The 16,831-nt window shown below is 62.4% G+C and carries 17 protein-coding genes; 6 read left to right on the top strand and 11 right to left on the bottom strand.

What is annotated here, in order from left to right; translation table 11 throughout:
• Positions 1–52 precede the first annotated feature (52 nt).
• Positions 53–1,321, top strand: coding sequence for a GAF domain-containing protein (locus G9U53_RS08670; RefSeq protein WP_020968367.1), 1,269 nt, complete (start codon positions 53–55; stop codon positions 1,319–1,321).
• Here G9U53_RS08670 and G9U53_RS08665 read toward each other — a convergent pair.
• The 3 genes from G9U53_RS08665 to G9U53_RS08655 form a co-directional block, all read right to left on the bottom strand.
• On the bottom strand, positions 1,300–1,929 hold the full coding sequence (locus G9U53_RS08665; RefSeq protein WP_228232432.1) for a DsbA family oxidoreductase: 630 nt from the start codon (positions 1,927–1,929) through the stop codon (positions 1,300–1,302). The two genes, G9U53_RS08670 and G9U53_RS08665, sit on opposite strands and share 22 nt — an antisense overlap.
• Positions 1,930–2,020: 91 nt before the next feature.
• On the bottom strand, positions 2,021–2,674 hold the full coding sequence (locus G9U53_RS08660) for a response regulator transcription factor (protein ID WP_042451934.1): 654 nt from the start codon (positions 2,672–2,674) through the stop codon (positions 2,021–2,023).
• A gap of 48 nt (positions 2,675–2,722) precedes the next feature.
• Positions 2,723–4,078 carry a histidine kinase gene (locus G9U53_RS08655; RefSeq protein WP_054781748.1) on the bottom strand — a complete coding sequence of 452 codons (1,356 nt, stop codon included), beginning with the start codon at positions 4,076–4,078 and terminating at the stop codon, positions 2,723–2,725.
• A 24-nt stretch (positions 4,079–4,102) separates the two neighbouring features.
• Here G9U53_RS08655 and G9U53_RS08650 point away from each other — a divergent pair, with 24 nt between their 5' ends.
• Together G9U53_RS08650 and G9U53_RS08645 are read left to right on the top strand one after the other, a co-directional pair.
• A complete protein-coding gene (locus tag G9U53_RS08650; RefSeq protein WP_165638585.1) occupies positions 4,103–4,618 on the top strand; it encodes a DUF4352 domain-containing protein in 516 nt (171 codons plus the stop codon).
• Positions 4,615–5,097: a hypothetical protein gene (locus G9U53_RS08645; protein WP_050656738.1), complete on the top strand. Its 483-nt coding sequence runs from the start codon at positions 4,615–4,617 to the stop codon at positions 5,095–5,097. The genes G9U53_RS08650 and G9U53_RS08645 overlap by 4 nt, the downstream gene beginning before the upstream one ends.
• On the opposite strand, the gene G9U53_RS08640 is transcribed toward G9U53_RS08645, so the two are convergent.
• Together G9U53_RS08640 and G9U53_RS33470 are read right to left on the bottom strand one after the other, a co-directional pair.
• Positions 5,072–5,506 carry an OsmC family protein gene (locus G9U53_RS08640; protein WP_042923588.1) on the bottom strand — a complete coding sequence of 145 codons (435 nt, stop codon included), beginning with the start codon at positions 5,504–5,506 and terminating at the stop codon, positions 5,072–5,074. The two genes, G9U53_RS08645 and G9U53_RS08640, sit on opposite strands and share 26 nt — an antisense overlap.
• Before the next feature lie 98 nt (positions 5,507–5,604).
• Positions 5,605–6,828 carry a TetR/AcrR family transcriptional regulator gene (locus G9U53_RS33470; RefSeq protein ID WP_232329972.1) on the bottom strand — a complete coding sequence of 408 codons (1,224 nt, stop codon included), beginning with the start codon at positions 6,826–6,828 and terminating at the stop codon, positions 5,605–5,607.
• A gap of 339 nt (positions 6,829–7,167) precedes the next feature.
• On the opposite strand from G9U53_RS33470, the gene G9U53_RS08630 reads away from it, so the two are divergent.
• The 3 genes from G9U53_RS08630 to fadD5 all read left to right on the top strand — a co-directional run bounded on the left by G9U53_RS08630 (position 7,168) and on the right by fadD5 (position 10,618).
• Entirely contained in the window at positions 7,168–8,157 is a 990-nt protein-coding gene (locus tag G9U53_RS08630; protein ID WP_064075123.1) for a nitronate monooxygenase family protein, read from the top strand.
• Entirely contained in the window at positions 8,154–8,933 is a 780-nt protein-coding gene (locus tag G9U53_RS08625) for an enoyl-CoA hydratase (protein WP_003945899.1), read from the top strand. The genes G9U53_RS08630 and G9U53_RS08625 overlap by 4 nt, the downstream gene beginning before the upstream one ends.
• Positions 8,934–9,028: 95 nt before the next feature.
• Complete coding sequence (gene fadD5 / locus G9U53_RS08620; protein ID WP_003945871.1) at positions 9,029–10,618, top strand: fatty-acid--CoA ligase FadD5; 1,590 nt, start codon at positions 9,029–9,031, stop codon at positions 10,616–10,618.
• Positions 10,619–10,675: 57 nt separating this feature from the next.
• On the opposite strand, the gene G9U53_RS08615 is transcribed toward fadD5, so the two are convergent.
• From G9U53_RS08615 to G9U53_RS33280, 6 genes are all read right to left on the bottom strand, one after another.
• A complete protein-coding gene (locus tag G9U53_RS08615) occupies positions 10,676–11,155 on the bottom strand; it encodes a nucleoside deaminase (protein ID WP_054825400.1) in 480 nt (159 codons plus the stop codon).
• A gap of 77 nt (positions 11,156–11,232) precedes the next feature.
• Positions 11,233–13,776, bottom strand: a complete 2,544-nt coding sequence (locus tag G9U53_RS08610) for an ATP-dependent Clp protease ATP-binding subunit (protein WP_003945604.1) — start codon at positions 13,774–13,776, stop codon at positions 11,233–11,235.
• A gap of 297 nt (positions 13,777–14,073) precedes the next feature.
• Positions 14,074–14,931, bottom strand: coding sequence for an alpha/beta fold hydrolase (locus G9U53_RS08605; RefSeq protein ID WP_063315060.1), 858 nt, complete (start codon positions 14,929–14,931; stop codon positions 14,074–14,076).
• Between the two features lie 38 nt (positions 14,932–14,969).
• Positions 14,970–15,866 (bottom strand): alpha/beta fold hydrolase, encoded by an 897-nt coding sequence (locus tag G9U53_RS08600; RefSeq protein ID WP_047269726.1) that lies wholly within the window; start codon positions 15,864–15,866, stop codon positions 14,970–14,972.
• A gap of 150 nt (positions 15,867–16,016) precedes the next feature.
• Positions 16,017–16,355 (bottom strand): Lsr2 family protein, encoded by a 339-nt coding sequence (locus G9U53_RS08595; protein ID WP_003945673.1) that lies wholly within the window; start codon positions 16,353–16,355, stop codon positions 16,017–16,019.
• Between the two features lie 264 nt (positions 16,356–16,619).
• Complete coding sequence (locus G9U53_RS33280) at positions 16,620–16,772, bottom strand: hypothetical protein (protein ID WP_198035686.1); 153 nt, start codon at positions 16,770–16,772, stop codon at positions 16,620–16,622.
• Positions 16,773–16,831 lie beyond the last annotated feature (59 nt).

Genomic DNA, 16,831 nt, shown 5'->3' with positions numbered 1-16,831 from the left:
ATCTTCGCTGAAAACGGTATCTTCGCTGAAAAAGCGGTTGCCCGAGCCCGCGATGCCGCCCGGCGAGGATCCTCGCGACTACGCGAGGACCCTCGCCGCGGTGTACGACGCGACGATGGCCGGAGACCGCGCACCGGCCCGCCCCAGGGACGTGGTCCGCCAATCGTGGCAACGCCTGCGCGAGTTAGGTATCGACCCCGAACACAACCGGGTCGAACCGTCCATGGACGTCGCCGAACTCGATCTCCGTCGTCGTGAGTCCGGACTGTACGACGTGCTCGACGACGTGACGCGTGGACTCGAATCAGTTACCGCGAGCGGTGAGAACATCATGGTCGTCGCAGATCTTCGCGGAACTGTACTGTGGCGCAGCGGGTCCCATCGAGTACTGGACCAAGCTGCGCGTCTGGGATTTGTCGAGGGTGCGAACTGGGCCGAGGACAGCGTCGGCACCAACGCCATCGGAACGGCATTGGTGTCACGACAAGCGGTTCAGATCTTCTCGGCGGAACACTATGCGCGCAGCCATCATCCGTGGACCTGCGCGGGGGCACCCATCCGCGATCCGCGGGACGACCGTGTCATCGGCGTCGTCGACATCAGTGGTCCCGCCAAGACCGTCCACCCCACCACACTCGCTCTGGTCGACGCCGTCGCACGCCTCGCGCAATCACACCTACGCGACAAGCATCGGGACAATCTCGATCAATTGCGTTCTGTTGCAGGGCCGATGCTTGCACGTAGCGGATCACCGGCATTGGTGATCGATACTCATGGCTGGGTAGCGGCGGTCGATGCGCTACCTCATCGCTCGCGCGTGCTGCTCCCCGCGGCTTTGGCTCCCGGCAGGACGTGGTTCCCCGCTTTGGGTCTGTGCGAACTGGATCCACTTCCCGGCGGGTGGGTGGTCCGGCCGATCGCCACCGGCGAGAAAATCAGTGCGCCCACGGTGCATATCGATCTGCGCGATTCCGAGAACATGTCGGTGACCGTCACGTCGGGGTTGGGCGAATGGGCCTACTCCCCGACCCAGCGGCATGCGGAGATTCTGTTTCTCCTCGGATCCGAGAGGCGTGGACTGACCGCATCGCGGTTGGCGCAGGATCTTTTCGGTGACCCGGCCCGCACGGTGACCGCGCGGGCCGAGATGTCGCGTCTGCGCAAGAACCTTGCCGGAGTTGTTGCAGCGCAGCCGTACCGGTTCGTCGATGCAGCGCACGTCACGCTTTCCTGCCCCGACGACGGTGCACATCTGTTGCCGTTCTCGAACGCCCCGGCAGTTCGTGCCGCTCGCCTTACTCAGGCCGGTTCGGAGGCCTGAGTAAGCAACTGCAGAAACACCTCTTCGGGTTGAGCGCCGGATACTGCGACCGCACGGTTGGCGACGAAGAACGGAACGCCGCTGACCTGCAGTTGGCGGGCCATGGACAGATCTTCGCGAACAGCCTCGGCTGCGGCATCGGAGCCCAGTTGCTCGCGCACGACGTCGGCGTCGAGGCCGACGCTCACGGCCAGCTCGACCAGCACCTCACGGTCGTCGATCACCTTGCCGTCGCTGAAGTGCGCTTTGAACAGCGCTTCGAGGAGTTCGTTCTGCCGCTCACCCGCGAGATGCAGCAACCTGTGCGCATCAAAGGTGTTGGCGGCGATCACGGTGTCGAAGTCCAAGGTCAAGCCGACCTCGGCTGCCGTCGCGCTGACGTGGGCGAACATCTGACGTACCTGTTCAGGCGCCATCCCCTTCATCTCGACCAAGGCGTCGAGTTCGGTTCGTCCCTCTCCCACCGGGGTCTCCGGAGCGAGCTGGTACGAGCGCCAGATGACGTTGACGCGGTCCTTGTTCTCGAAACGATCCAGAGCCGAAAGGAACCTGGTCTTTCCGATGTAGCACCACGGACAAGCGACGTCAGACCACACTTCGATGGTCACGTCTTGGTCAATCACGATTTGATCAGTCACCGAAGGTGCAACAACGAACAGGGTCGGGATTAGTCCCGGCTCACGTCACGAGGTCACAGAATCACGTGACCAGACCACACCGGAACGCGATCAACGACGCACTCACCCGGTTGGGCACACCGAGCTTGGCGAACAACGAGGAGATATGCGTCTTGACGGTGGTCTCACCGAGGTACAGCCGCTCCGCGATGACGCTGTTGGCCGCGCCTGTCGCCAGGATTGTCAGCACTTCGCGCTCACGCTCAGTGAGCGAAGCGAGGGGAGTCAGGTCGGGTGCTTGCCGACGCGGCGCCGAGGCCACGATGGCACGTAGAGAATCGGAGCTGAACAACGAGTGGTCCGACGCCACCACCCGTACTGCCTGCTGGAACGCCTGTGGGGCCGCGTCCTTGCTCAGAAAACTGTGCGCGCCCGCCTCGACCGCCTGCACGACCATGTCGTCGACGTCGAAGGCGGTCATCGCAATGACCTTCGGCGGATTGCTCATGGTCATCAACTCTCGGGTGGCCTCCAAGCCACCGACCCGTGCCATCTTCAGATCCATCAGCACCACGTGCGGACGAAACCGAGTGACTTTGGCTGCGACCTGATCGCCGTCCTCGGCCTCGGCAACCACCACGATGTCCGGCGCTGCTTCCAGGATGTCCTTCATTCCGCGCCGAACCCAGGCGTCGTTGTCGACGATCAAAACTGTGATGCGCGAGTCAGCGTCCATAGTGCGCTCAGATTACCCAGAGCCCCCGACAGTCGGAGGGTGGGAGGGTTACGACGACCAGGGCACCCAGCAACTGACGAGGAAATCGTCCCCCAGCGCGCCTGCCTCCACCTTGCCGCCGATTTCTCTTGCCTGTTCGGCCAACCCGCGTAAGCCGGACCGCGAACCGATCGACGTCATGGGTGCAAGCTCGCTCAGCTTGTTGCGTGCGAGGATACGAATTCCGTCGTGCGGCGACCCGGTCACCGAAATGACGAGCATCTGGTCGCTCGCGTACTTCTGGACGTTGGTCAACGATTCCTGAACGACGCGATAACAGACGTGCCCCGCCAACATTCCGACATCACCCGGGAGCAACTCCGATTCGAGACGGCAGTGAATGCCCGCGGCGCGTGCACCGTTGACCAGATCGCCGATCGCGTCGATCCCCTGGTGCCCGCCGTGTTCGCGGCGATCACCGCTTCCCCTGAGCACTCCGACGATTCCCTTCAATTCGTCCAAAGCCTCGTGCGCGGTGGTTCTGATCATCGCAGCGGTGTTGACGACCTTCTCGGGATTGTCTGCCGCGCTGACCTGTAACCCACCGGCGAACAACGAAATCCGGCTCAGACTGGCCGCGATCGTGTCGTGCATGTCGCGCGCGATCCGCGTTCGTTCCTCGGTGCGAATCATCTCGTCGCGCATCACGTCTGTTTTCTCGGTGGCAAGATCCCGTACGTGCTCTGCCTCGACGAGTTCGGTTCTGGTCCGAATCAGGAGCGAGAGCGCCACGACGATGCCGACCATGACGGCTGCGACGAGCCACGGGATCCAGATGGCGACGTCGTATTGAACAACCGCCGAACCGTCCTTGGGTTTCATCGTTCCCATCGTGAGAACGGAGTACTCACGATTGCGAAAAGCGTCGTAGGTCAACGAAATTCCGCACGCGACGAAGACAGCTGCCGCAGCGGCAGCAAGCCGAGGCCCACGCGCGATCCGAGCAACGGCGAACAATGCGATGAGCGCCGCCGTCGCATCGGTGGGGAAGAACAACGGGCCGACCAGCGTAATCGCCAGAACCACCCAGGGATACTGATGGCGCCACACAAGCGATATCCCACCGGCCACGCCCAGGACGAACCCGATACCGACCAATACCGGTGGCATATTTCCCGACGCGCCTGCGATGCCCACCGTCATGAAGGAACAGAAAAGGCTGAACGCGACAGCGGCGGTAGTCCATACGCGTCGTCGCACAACGGTCCCTTTGGTGGTGATCACCGAGCAAGCGTATCCACCGCCACCGACGCCTCGAATCAGCCGAACGGGTGGACGAACCGCCAGGCTCCGACCGAAAGGATGAGGCGGACCGATCTTTCGACCGAAGCGGTGAGCAGTCCTCACATCGTTGACTTGTGCCATACCAACTCTCGAAAGGCGCACATCATGCGATCACTCCGCACTCCCCTCGCCCTCCTCGCCGTCGGCGCAGCCCTGTTCGCAACCATCGCCTCGGGCGAGACCGACGAAGCGAAGAAGGTCGACGACAACGGTTCTTCCGCCGCACCTGCGGCCGCCTTCGGAATCGGTGACGTCGTCGAACTGGGCGACTGGCGCGTCCAGGTACACGGCGTCGTCGATCCCTACGTCTCGACCAATCAGTTCATCACCGCTGATCCCGGAAACCGCTACGTCGTGGTCGACACCGAGGTCACCAACAACAGTGACAAGCCGTCGACGGTCTCGTCGATGATGTGCTTCGAACTGCAGGACTCGGCAAACAAGTCGTACAACATCACGTTCACCGACAGCAGCACGTCGAGTGTCGACGGAGAGCTCGCGCCGGGCGCTGCCAAACGAGGCGAATTGGCGTACGAGGTCCCCGAAGCCGCCACCGGTCTGCGCCTTCAGTTCAAGTGCGATCTGTTCTCGTCCGGCTCGGCAACCGTCAACCTGTCGTGAACCGTCCGGGCGATCTGCTGCTGAATCCGTGGGCACTGGTCTCGGTGGCCGTCATCTTGATCAACGACCACGTACTCAAAGGGGCATTCGGGAACACGATGACGGGCAAGCTGTCCGACGTTGCCGGTGTGTTCCTGCTTCCCCTGCTTCTGCTCTCGGTTCTCGAGGTGCTCAGGCGAAGTCTGGTGGGGCGAGCAGCGATCGCCTGGTCCATCGCAGTCACGGGGATCGGCTTCGCCGCCGTGAAGGTGATATCGCCGATCGGCGACGCATACGAGTGGGTGATCGGGTTTCTCCGCCTGACCGCAGGAGGATTCCGCGGAGATCTCTTGCCGATCCTGGTCTATCGCGATCCCTCGGACCTGTGGGTGCTCCCGATCCTGTTCGCGAGCTATCTGGTCGTCACACACAACCGCACTCGGGCGCCGGAGGGGGCGCCCGAGCGCGAGATGATCAGTCCAGGGCCGCATCCAACGTGATGTCGACGCCGGTCAGCGCCTTGCTGACCGGGCAGGTTTCCTTGGCCGCCTGGGCAACCTTGGCAAAACCGTCGGCGTCGAGGCCGTCGACCTCGGCGCGAACGGTGAGCTTGATTCCGGTGAGCTTGAATCCGACCGCGTCGGGGCCGAGTGACACGTCCGCGGTGATGTCGAGGCTCTGCGGGGTCCCGCCGGCCTCGGCGATCAGGGCCGACAACTGCATCGCGTAGCAGGACGAATGCGCCGCGGCGATGAGTTCCTCGGGGCTGGTGGTTCCGCCGGCCTCCTCAGCTGCGCGCTTGGGGAACGACACGTCGAAGGTGGCGACGCCCGAGCTGGTGAGTTCCACCTGTCCCGATCCGGCCTCGAGGGTGCCGTTCCAGGCGGTGCGTGCGGTACGAGTTGGCATTGCTGTCCCTACTTCCGTCTTCACATGATTCGGTGAACGCCTTGCGATCACGAACCTACCCGCGATACGTGAAGTCACACCTACTGTTTCGGGCGGGACTACCCGAGGAGCGTCGCGGACAGCAGTTTCTCGACGCGGGCCTGCGCGGAGTTCTCCGAGGAAAAGTGCACGATTCGGCCGATGTCGAAGACCAGTCCGAGCGCCGCGTGGACGAGAAACCGCGCTTGGACGATCGACAACTCCGGACGCGCCTCGACACACAAGTGCGCCCACTCCTCGACGTTCAAACGCTGAATGTTGCGCAACTCGGTCCGTGATCGATCCGGCAAACTGCCGATCTCGGCAAAGTACACGGCCAACAGTTCGCTGGTTCCGAACGAAACCTCGACGTACATCTTCGCCAACGTCTCGACGGCCGCGAGAGGAGTCTCCGACTCAGCCAACGCCGAGCCCAACGTCATAGTCAGACGATCGGACGCACGGTGGAAGGCCGCAGCAAGAAGGTCGGCCTTGCTCGCGAAGTGCCGATACACACTCGACGCGTTGATACCCGCCGCGGCACCGATCTCCTCGATGCTCACGTCGTGGTAGCCGCGCTGATAGAACAGCAACACTGCTTCCTGAAGCAGCACTTCGCGTTTCGACGTCCGTACGAGGCCTGTTTTGCGTTCGGACGCCCCTGCCCTCGCGCCGTCCTCCTCGGCAACGGGCAATTCGACGCCGATGACGGACCAGCATGCCGCAAGAATCAGCGCTTCGATCTGCTTGGCGGACAACGCGGATCGATGACCGGTGATACTGGCGATCACACTGAGCACGGCGGGCGCGATGAGTTCTACATCCGCCGGGTCGAGTTCCGGACGAACCGCTGCCAGCGGCTCGGCGATCCGAAGATTGAGCGTGCGCATTCCCACCCGCAATTGCTCACGATCCTCGTCGACCAGATACCTGCCCTCCCATCGGTAGAGCCCTCCCCGGCGCCGATTCTCGATCGTCGCGCGGATGACACCCACCATCGTGGAGTTCAACTGCTCGCGTGGATTTTCGTTTCCGTGCACAGCTGGATCGCTGGCATCCAACAACGCCTGCGTCAGGTTGTTCACGGTGTAGACGAACAGGGCGTATTTCGTGGGGAAATGACGATAGAGGGCCGGACCGGAAATTCCGACCTTCGCTGCGATCTCGTCGATGCCCACCGCGTGGTAGCCACGTTCGCTGAATGCTTCCGCAGCAGCGGCCGCGATTTGCGCCTTCCGATTCTTCGGACGCGTCCGTGGTGCAGGGTCGCCGCCACGCACGGAGACGCGTGTCTGTCCGGGCACCTGACCCTCCACTTCCGTTGCTTTCTCTTGCACTGCCTTCGTCCGCTGCACCGCACTTCCACGGGCGCGAGTCCGAACGGATCATGTTAACCGTCGCGAAGGTCGCAATTCGCGCCCGGTACTGCTTCACCCGAAACCCTACAACGCAGTTGTAGGGGCGGACGGATTCCGGAAAAAGAGTCTTGACACCCGCTCTCTCAGCGGTGTTATGTTAGTGACGATTCGCACAACCTCGCACGTAGTCCGCTGGCGGGCTCGTTCCCTGCGGCGTGAAGTTTTCTTCGCCCGCAAGAGGGTTCGATGCCGAATGACCGACCGTAAGAAAGTAGTTGTGAGCAGATGATTCGCACTCGCTTCACCGAAATGTTCGGCGTTGACCATCCCATCGTGCAAGGGGGCATGATGTGGGTGGGACGGGCAGAACTTGTTGCGGCCACGGCAAATTCCGGCGCCCTCGGGTTCTTGACGGGCCTCACTCAACCCACACCGGAAGACCTCGTCAAGGAAATTGCTCGAACCCGCGATCTCACCGACAAGCCTTTCGGCGTCAATCTCACTATTCTGCCGTCGATCACGCCGCCGCCGTACGCCGAATACCGCCAGGCGATCATCGAATCCGGGATCAAGATCGTCGAAACCGCCGGTTCCAATCCGATCGATCATCTTCCGCATTTCAAGGACGCGGGCGTGAAGGTTATCCACAAGTGCACTGCAGTTCGACATGCGGTCAAAGCCGAGAGACTGGGCGTCGACGCCGTCAGCATCGACGGCTTCGAATGCGCCGGGCACCCAGGCGAGGACGACATACCAGGGCTCATTCTGATTCCGGCGGCCACGCAGCAACTCACGATTCCGGTGATCGCTTCAGGCGGAATCGCAGATTCACGTGGACTCGTCGCGGCGCTTGCGCTCGGAGCAGACGGCGTCAACATGGGAACTCGCTTCATGTGTACCGCGGAATCCCCTGTCGCACAATCGGTTAAAGAGCAGATTGTCGCAAACACCGAACGCGACACCAAGCTGATCTTCCGGACGCTTCACAACACCGCGCGCGTAGCCGCGAATGCGATCAGTGCCGAGGTCGTCGACATCGAAGCACGTGGCGACGCGCAGTTCAGCGACATTCAGCATCTGGTAGCCGGAGCCCGCGGACGCAAGGTCTTCGAGGACGGCGACCTCGATGCAGGCATCTGGTCCGCCGGACAGAGCCAAGGATTAATCAACGACATCCCGACCGTCGCCGACATGATCGACCGCATGGTCTCGGAGGCCGAACACCTCATCACCTCACGGCTTTCCGGATTCGTCACCGCTGTGAGCGCGGCATGACCGCCACCGCCGAGACGGGCTTTCGCTCCGAAATCACCGACGGTGTACTGCGATTGACCTTCGACCGCCCGAAGCGGATGAACGCGATCGATCTGCCCACGATGACTGCTTTCGCAGCTGCCGTCCACGACGGCGGCGCAGACCCGGCCGTTCGCACCATCGTCATCACCGGATCCGGTCGAGCGTTCTGCACCGGAGCCGACCTCGCCGCAGCGGCCGTCAACCCCGCAGACCCGAAAGTCGTCATGGATGCGGCGACGTCGCTGATTCGCGCCATCACCAGCGCCCCGGTCCCGGTGATCGCCGCGGTCAACGGCCCGGCCGCCGGCGTCGGCGTGTCCATCGCTCTAGCCGCGGACCTGACGTACGCCGCATCGAGCGCCTATTTCCTCCTCTCCTTCGTCAACATCGGCTTGATGCCCGACGGCGGCGCCAGTGCGTTGGTACCGGCAGCGATCGGACGCGCCCGAGCGGCCGAGATGGCATTGCTGGGCGAGCGAGTTTCCGCCGAGGACGCAGAGCGGTTCGGGCTCGTGTCCCGCACCGTCGCCGACGACGCGTTCGACGCACTCGTCGACTCCGTCGTCGATCGCACGTCGAAGGCTCCCCGACGCGCCCTCGAACTCACCAAGCGCGCACTCAATGCGGCGACACTGGACCGCCTCGATGCTGCGCTGGAGCTCGAAAATACCGGCCAGGCAGAACTTCTCACTGGCGAGGACTTCAAAGAAGGCGCGATGGCGATGCTGCAGAAACGCGCGCCCCACTTCAAGTAATCACTGCGAATTTTCGTTAACAAAACCACTGTACGAATCGACGGCTCACTGTAGCCTGAGTCACACAATCACCCACGCATGAGAGGAACCCATCGATGGCCTCCACCGATGCAGTCTCCGAGGCGCAGCGTTCACGCCGCACCAACTGGAACAATCAGATCGCCAGGCATGCGCAGATGATTCCCGATCGCACCGCACTGCGATTCCTGGGCGATTCCATCACCTGGAGCACCCTCGACGCACGCGTCGAGAAGCTGGCGGACGCTCTTGCCCGACGCGGCGTCAGCTTCGGCGACCGCGTGCTCATCCTGATGCTCAACCGCCCCGAATACCTCGAGGTCGTGCTCGCGACCAACGCACTGGGCGCCATCGCTGTTCCGGTGAACTTCCGTCTGACACCACCCGAGGTCGCTTATCTGGTAAACGACTCCGGCTCCAAAGTCATTGTCGCCGAAGGACCGTTGGCTCCGTTGGCCGGAGCTGCGCGAGCCGCGTCCGAGGGTATCGACATCTCCATCACCGTAGGCGCCCCCGCCGAGGGTGACAGCCTGAATTACGAGGACTTGATCAGCGAAGAGGGCGAGTCGCACGCGTTCGTCGACATCCCGGACGACACTCCTGCACTCATCATGTACACCTCGGGAACCACCGGTCGCCCCAAGGGCTCGGTGCTCTCCCACTCCAACCTGTCTTCGCAAGCATTGACCTGTATCAGGGCCTTCCACCTGTTCAATGCCGATTCCATCGGCTTCTGCGCGTCGCCCATGTTCCACATCGCAGCCCTCGGTTCCATAGCGCCGAGCCTGCAACTCGGCACGACCACGGTGATCCATCCGGTCGGCGCATTCGACCCGGGTCAACTACTCGACATCCTGGAAGCCGAGAAGGTCACCAGCTTGTTCCTCGTGCCCGTGCAATGGCAGGCCGTGTGCGCCGTACAGAAGGCGCAACCGCGAGCACTGTCGCTGAAGAACATCTCGTGGGGCGCCGCACCGTCGTCCGATACGATCCTGCGGGCAATGGCCGAAACCTTCCCGGACGCATTCAATGTCGCGGTCTTCGGTCAGACCGAGATGTCGCCCATCACTTGCGTTCTCGACGGCGAGGATGCGATTCGTAAGCTCGGATCCGTCGGTCGGGTCATCCCGACCATCTCGGCCAGGGTCGTCGACGAGAACATGGACGACGTGGCGCCCGGTGAAATCGGTGAAATCGTCTACCGCGGGCCCACGATGATGAGCGAATACTGGAACAACCCCACCGCCACCGCTGACGCCTTCCACGGTGGATGGTTCCACTCCGGCGATCTCGTTCGAGTCGACGACGAAGGCTTCGTCTACGTCGTGGATCGCAAGAAGGACATGATCATCTCCGGCGGAGAGAACATCTACTGCGCGGAGGTGGAAAACGTCCTCTACGAACACGAATTGATCGTCGAAGCGGCCGTCGTCGGCCGCCCCGACGCCAAGTGGGGCGAGGTGCCCGTAGCGATCGTCGCGATGGCGCCAGGTTCAGCCGTGGACCTGACCATCGAGGAGCTGAGCAGCTTCCTCAACGATCGTCTCGCGCGCTACAAGCACCCGAAGGACATCGTCGTCGTGGAAGCACTGCCGCGCAATGCAAGCGGCAAGGTCGTCAAGGGTGAACTGCGAGAGAAGGTTCGAGCGGTCGACGCAGTTTCCTGACTTCACACGCAAACGGGCGGCACCTCCAGCGAGGTGCCGCCCGTTTGTGTGTGCCCGTCAAGCACTCGGCGAATGCAACTTCCGATGCAGTTCTCGCACCAGCGGAACCAACTCCGGCACCGGGCCTTCGACCGGGACGTTCGGCGCAACCTCGTTGACGGACAGAGACTTCACCGGCGCCGGGGACACACCCCACTCCGCGAGCCAGTCGCCGAGTTGAGCCGAAGAGCAGATGTAGACGATACGTCCGAGGCCCACCCACGCGTGCGCGGCCGAACACATCGCGCAGTGCTCTCCCGAGGTGAATACCGTTGCCGTCGAACGCTCTTCCGGCGTCAGGTACTGAGCCGCCCACCGAGCCAGCTCGAACTCGGGGTGGCGAGTGTTGTCGCCGCCCGCGATCCGGTTTCGGTCCTCCGCCAGAAATGTTCCGTCGGCCGCTGCCAGGACGGAACCGAAAGGTTCGTCGCCGGCATCCAATGCTTCCGTTGCCAATTCGACGCAACGGCGCAGGTGACCCAGTTCGATGTCGTTCATGTGTACGCCCTCTCCCGTGATACACGAAACGGGCGGCACCGGTGAGGTGCCGCCCGTTCGTTACCTACTCTGCTGTACTACTCTGCTGCGCTTTCGCTTTCGCCGGCCTTGGTCAGCTCGATCGGCGGTGCGTCCGGCACGTCGATCGGCTTCTTGGTGGGCGTGAACGTGAACTTCGCGTCCTCACCCGAGCCTTCGCCGTCCCAGTTCTCGACGTCGACGAGCACGATGTGGCCGGGTCCGATCTCTCCGAAGAGGATCTTCTCGGACATCTGGTCCTCGATCTCGCGCTGGATGGTGCGACGCAGCGGTCGTGCACCCAGTACCGGATCGAATCCGCGCTTGGCCAGAAGCGACTTGGCCTTGTCGGTGACCTCCATGGCCATGTCCTTGTTCTTGAGTGCCGCCTCGACGCGAGCGAGCATCAGGTCGACCATCTGAACGATCTGCTCGTTCGTGAGCTGATGGAAGACGACGATGTCGTCGATACGGTTCAAGAACTCGGGACGGAAGTGCTTCTTCAGCTCGTCGTGAACCTTGAGCTTCATGCGCTCGTAGTTCGACTCCGTGCCAGTTCCCGAGCTGAAGCCCAGGCCGACTGCCTTGGAGATGTCCGACGTACCGAGGTTGGACGTGAAGATCAGCACCGTGTTCTTGAAGTCGACGGTACGTCCCTGACCGTCGGTGAGACGGCCGTCCTCGAGCACCTGCAGGAGGGTGTTGTAGATCTCCTGGTGTGCCTTCTCGATCTCGTCGAACAGCACGACGCTGAACGGCTTGCGGCGCACCTTCTCGGTGAGCTGGCCACCCTCTTCGTACCCGACGTACCCGGGAGGGGCACCGAACAGACGCGAAGCGGTGAAGCGGTCGTGGAACTCGCCCATGTCGATCTGGATCAGAGCGTCGTCGTCGCCGAACAGGAAGTTGGCGAGCGACTTCGCGAGCTCCGTCTTACCGACACCGGACGGGCCGGCGAAGATGAACGAGCCCGAGGGACGCTTGGGATCCTTCAGACCTGCACGCGTACGACGGATCGCCTTCGAGACGGACTTGACCGCCTCTTCCTGGCCGATGATCCGCTTGTGCAGTTCCTCTTCCATGCGGAGCAGACGAGTGGTCTCCTCCTCGGTGAGCTTGAAGACGGGGATACCGGTCCAGTTGCCCAGAACCTCGGCGATCTGCTCGTCGTCGACCTCGGCAATGACGTCCAGGTCGCCCGCACGCCACTGCTTCTCACGCTCAGCGCGCTGAGCAACGAGGGTCTTCTCCTTGTCACGCAGGTTCGCAGCCTTCTCGAAGTCCTGCGCGTCGATCGCGGACTCCTTCTCGCGACGCGCGTCGGCGATGCGATCGTCGAATTCGCGCAGGTCCGGCGGTGCAGTCATCCGACGGATGCGCATTCGCGCGCCCGCCTCGTCGATGAGGTCGATCGCCTTGTCCGGCAAGAAGCGGTCGTTGATGTAGCGGTCGGCCAGCGTCGCCGCTGCCACGAGAGCACCGTCCGTGATGGAGACACGGTGGTGAGCCTCGTAGCGGTCACGAAGACCCTTGAGGATCTCGATGGTGTGCTCGACGGTCGGCTCGCCCACCTGAACGGGCTGGAAACGACGCTCGAGAGCAGCATCCTTCTCGATGTACTTGCGGTACTCGTCGAGCGTGGTGGCACCGATGGTCTGCAGCTCACCGCGAGCAAGCTTGGGCTTGAGGATGGAGGCCGCGTCGATAGCGCCCTCGGCCGCGCCCGCACCCACGAGGGTGTGCAGCTCGTCGATGAACAGGATGATGTCGCCGCGGGTGTTGATCTCCTTGAGAACCTTCTTCAGGCGCTCTTCGAAGTCACCGCGGTAACGGCTGCCGGCCACGAGCGACCCGAGGTCGAGCGTGTACAGCTGCTTGTCCTTGAGGGTCTCGGGGACCTCACCGTTGACGATTGCCTGAGCCAGGCCCTCGACCACAGCGGTCTTACCGACACCGGGTTCACCGATGAGAACCGGGTTGTTTTTGGTACGACGCGAGAGAACCTGCATGACACGCTCGATTTCCTTCGAGCGGCCGATGACCGGGTCCAGCTTGCCTTCGAGGGCAGCTTGCGTCAGGTTGCGACCGAACTGGTCGAGCACGAGCGAGGTGGACGGCGTGCCGGCCTCTCCGCGGGTGCCACCGGTTTCGGTGGGCTCCTTGCCCTGGTAGCCCGACAGCAGCTGGATGACCTGCTGGCGGACGCGGTTGAGATCGGCACCGAGCTTGACCAGAACCTGGGCTGCTACGCCCTCACCCTCACGGATGAGACCGAGCAGGATGTGCTCCGTACCGATGTAGTTGTGTCCGAGCTGCAGCGCTTCGCGCAGACTCAGCTCGAGGACTTTCTTGGCGCGCGGTGTGAAGGGGATGTGACCGGACGGAGCCTGCTGGCCCTGGCCGATGATCTCCTCGACCTGGCTGCGGACTCCCTCGAGGGAGATACCCAACGACTCCAACGACTTGGCTGCGACACCTTCGCCCTCGTGAATGAGGCCGAGAAGGATGTGCTCCGTGCCGATGTAGTTGTGGTTGAGCATCCTGGCTTCTTCTTGAGCCAGGACAACAACGCGCCGCGCGCGATCGGTGAACCTCTCGAACATCGCTCTCCCTCACACTCTCCGGCGGGCAGGTTCGAGACCGGATGTCTCGTCCCTGGTCGCCGCGTTTCGCTCCGGCACTACAGACTGATCGCCTCGCCGGTCAGCGGACTGACGTCCACGAATCGACAAAGGTTGCACGACCCCACTTATTACTCTAGAGGGCGCGAAGTCTACCTGCTGCTCCTCCACCCGATTGGCGGCGGAAGCCGGACTGCTTACCGTTCACAACGTCGCAGCTGAGGGAATCGTTTCCCGGTTCCTGTACGCCTGAAGCGAACAGCGATTTTCGACGCCTGATCAGCCGAATATCGGGAGTACCCGAGCGCACGGCACCTCACGCGGATTCGACGGATCCAGCGCGTTGAGCGTCAGAGTCGCCGTTCGCTGCGACGCCACCAGCGCGATGTGATCCGACAGGTCCTGCTCGCAACCGTCCTGAACAACTATGTTCGACGCGTTCGACGCGGCCAGTATTCCGCTGCTGTACGGAACGACCACTTGATCGAACCGAGTCACGATGTTGGTGTACTCGACGTCATCGGAGTAGACGCCCGCGTCGCGCAGTTCGGTGACGAAGCTGGCGTTGTCGAAATCCGGTCCCCCGACGCCTTCCGGCGGGCCGACCTCCGAGCCGTCCCACAACGGAGCGATGGAGACGATCTTGGAAACGTGCGTGTCACCGCCGAGGAACTTGGCGTAGTAGGCACTGACCGTCGTCCCCTGGGAGTGCCCGATCAGGTCGACCTTCGAGGCACCCGTCGCAGAGAGAACGTCGTCGACGAAGTCCGACAGCTGCCCTGCGCTGTCTCCGAGTGGTGCGAGACCGCCGGCCGCGGAAATCGGCCACGGCTGGTCCGTTCGATTCCCGAAGGTGAGCGCAAAAACGCAGTATCCCTCGTTGGCCAGTACGGGTGCGAGTACGCCCCAATTGGTCTGACGGTTGGCCGCCGTCCCGTGCACCAGGACGACCGGATCAGGATGAGCAGCGGAAGGCGCGCACGAGAAGTCGTTGGTGCCAGGGGCCGATCCGCCCGGGTTGGTCGCTTCGAGGACGATTCCACTGAGGAAACCGGACGGAACGGGAAGAGGTTCGTTCGCCGACGCAAGAGACGGCGCGGACGCGGCCACGGCTCCCGCCACAGCGAGAGCGCCCACGCATGTTCGAATCCCCACCGAAGGCCTCCGCATAGTGATCAACCCACGACGGGCAATACCGAGTTGCACGGTACCGGCCGCTGATGCGCGGGGTCGAGTGCATTGAGAGCAAAAGTCGCGGCGCGCAGCGATGCCGCGATGGCGAGGTGATCGGAGATGTCTTGCTCACAACCGTCCTGGACGACGATGTTGGTGGCGTTCGGCCCAGGCTCCAGCCCATTCGTATACGGCAGCACCAGTTCGTCGTAGCGGGTCGTGATGTTCGTGTAGTGAACACCCGGCGCGTAAACGCCTCCCGCACGGAGATTTTCGATGAACTCCGAGCCTGCCCCCATGTTCAGACATGCCTTGCAGATCGGGAATCCGGCCTGCGCTGCCTCGGATACCCCGAGTTCGCGAAGGCTGCGGCCGACACTTGCCTGCTCGTTTCCGAGCGTTCCCTTCCACAGCGACGCCACCGAGACGATGTTGTCCACTTTGTCGGCACCACCGAGGAACTTCGCGTAGTACCCGTTGATGATGGTGCCCTGGGAATGTCCGATCAGATCTACCGATGTAGCACCCGTGGCATCAAGTACTTGATCGACGAAATTCGACAATTGTGCTGCGCTGGAAGGAATTTCCTGCATTCCACCGATCGCCGACAACGGCCACGGTTGCTCGGGGAAGTTGCCGTACGTCAGCGCGAAGACGCAGTAGCCCTCGTTGGCGAGCAACGGCGCATAGGTGGCCCAGTTGGTCTGCCTGTTTCCACCCGTTCCGTGAACGAGCACAACCGGATTGGGATGTTCGGCAGTCGGTTTACACGAAAAGTCATTGGATCCCGGAGCTGAACCGCCAGGATTTCCCAACTCCTGAGGAACACCGGCAAGGAAGGCATTGGGCACGGGCAACGGAGCCTGAGCCGAAGCCACGGAGGTGAACCCGACGAGCATCAGAGCGGCAAGAACCACGCCCCCGAACAACCTGTTTCTGTGCACGACCGACTCCTCTACGAGAGATGCGAACCGTGCAGACGCTAACAAACTAGAACGCGTTATCAATCCGTTTCGGCAAAATGCGCCCGAATCCATTCGCGATCCATTTCAGACGGCCTTTTCGTAGGCTCGGCGCACCTCGGTGGAAATACGACCGCGGGCCGAAATCTCGAAGCCGGCACCCTTGGCCCATTCGCGGATGGCGGCACTCTGATCGCGGTCGGCAACGGGACGGGATTTGGTCACCGCTCCGTTGACTGATTTGGCGGAATTCGACTTTCTCGCATGAGGAATCCACTTTTTCAGTGCATCGCGCAGTTCCGCGGCGTGAGCGGCGGTGAGATCGATTTCGTAAGCAACTCCGTCGACGGAAAACTCCACAGTTTCGTCCGCGGGCGATTTTTTGTCCAGATCGTCAACCATCGTGACAACAACCTTTTTCACCACGACCATTCCTCCCCAGATCCTTCGATAAGCAGCGACAATAGCACCTGGACAAACGTCCTGTCTTGGCTCGTCAGGATGATTGGGACTTCTCGCCGCCGGGTATGCCGGTCGACTTGTCTTGCGACAAAGACAGTGCCGATACACTCCTCGCGACGCATCGGGGGATGCATCCAGACGGGGGAATCATGACAGACGACGGCTCGAGAAAAGACCTCTACCGAGCGCAATCTTCGCCTCCAAGAACAGCACTCTCGCCAGTATCGCTTACGGCGGACCCACGAATTTCACCATCTCCGGACGCCCTGCGATCCGGTACGCCGCAACCGTCACAAATATCCCGGCGGACAACGAATGCGATCCGCCCTCAGCACAATTCGATGTCGTCACCACACCCGGATACTCCACAGCCGAGGTCATGGTCTTCCTTGTCCAGTCGGATCAGGGACTACCTGACGCACTCAACCAGGGCACGATCG

Source organism: Rhodococcus sp. D-46 (assembly GCF_011290655.1).
In the GTDB taxonomy this organism is placed as follows: Bacteria; Actinomycetota; Actinomycetes; order Mycobacteriales; family Mycobacteriaceae; genus Rhodococcus_F; species Rhodococcus_F qingshengii.
This window is presented reverse-complemented; position numbering and strand designations above follow the sequence as displayed.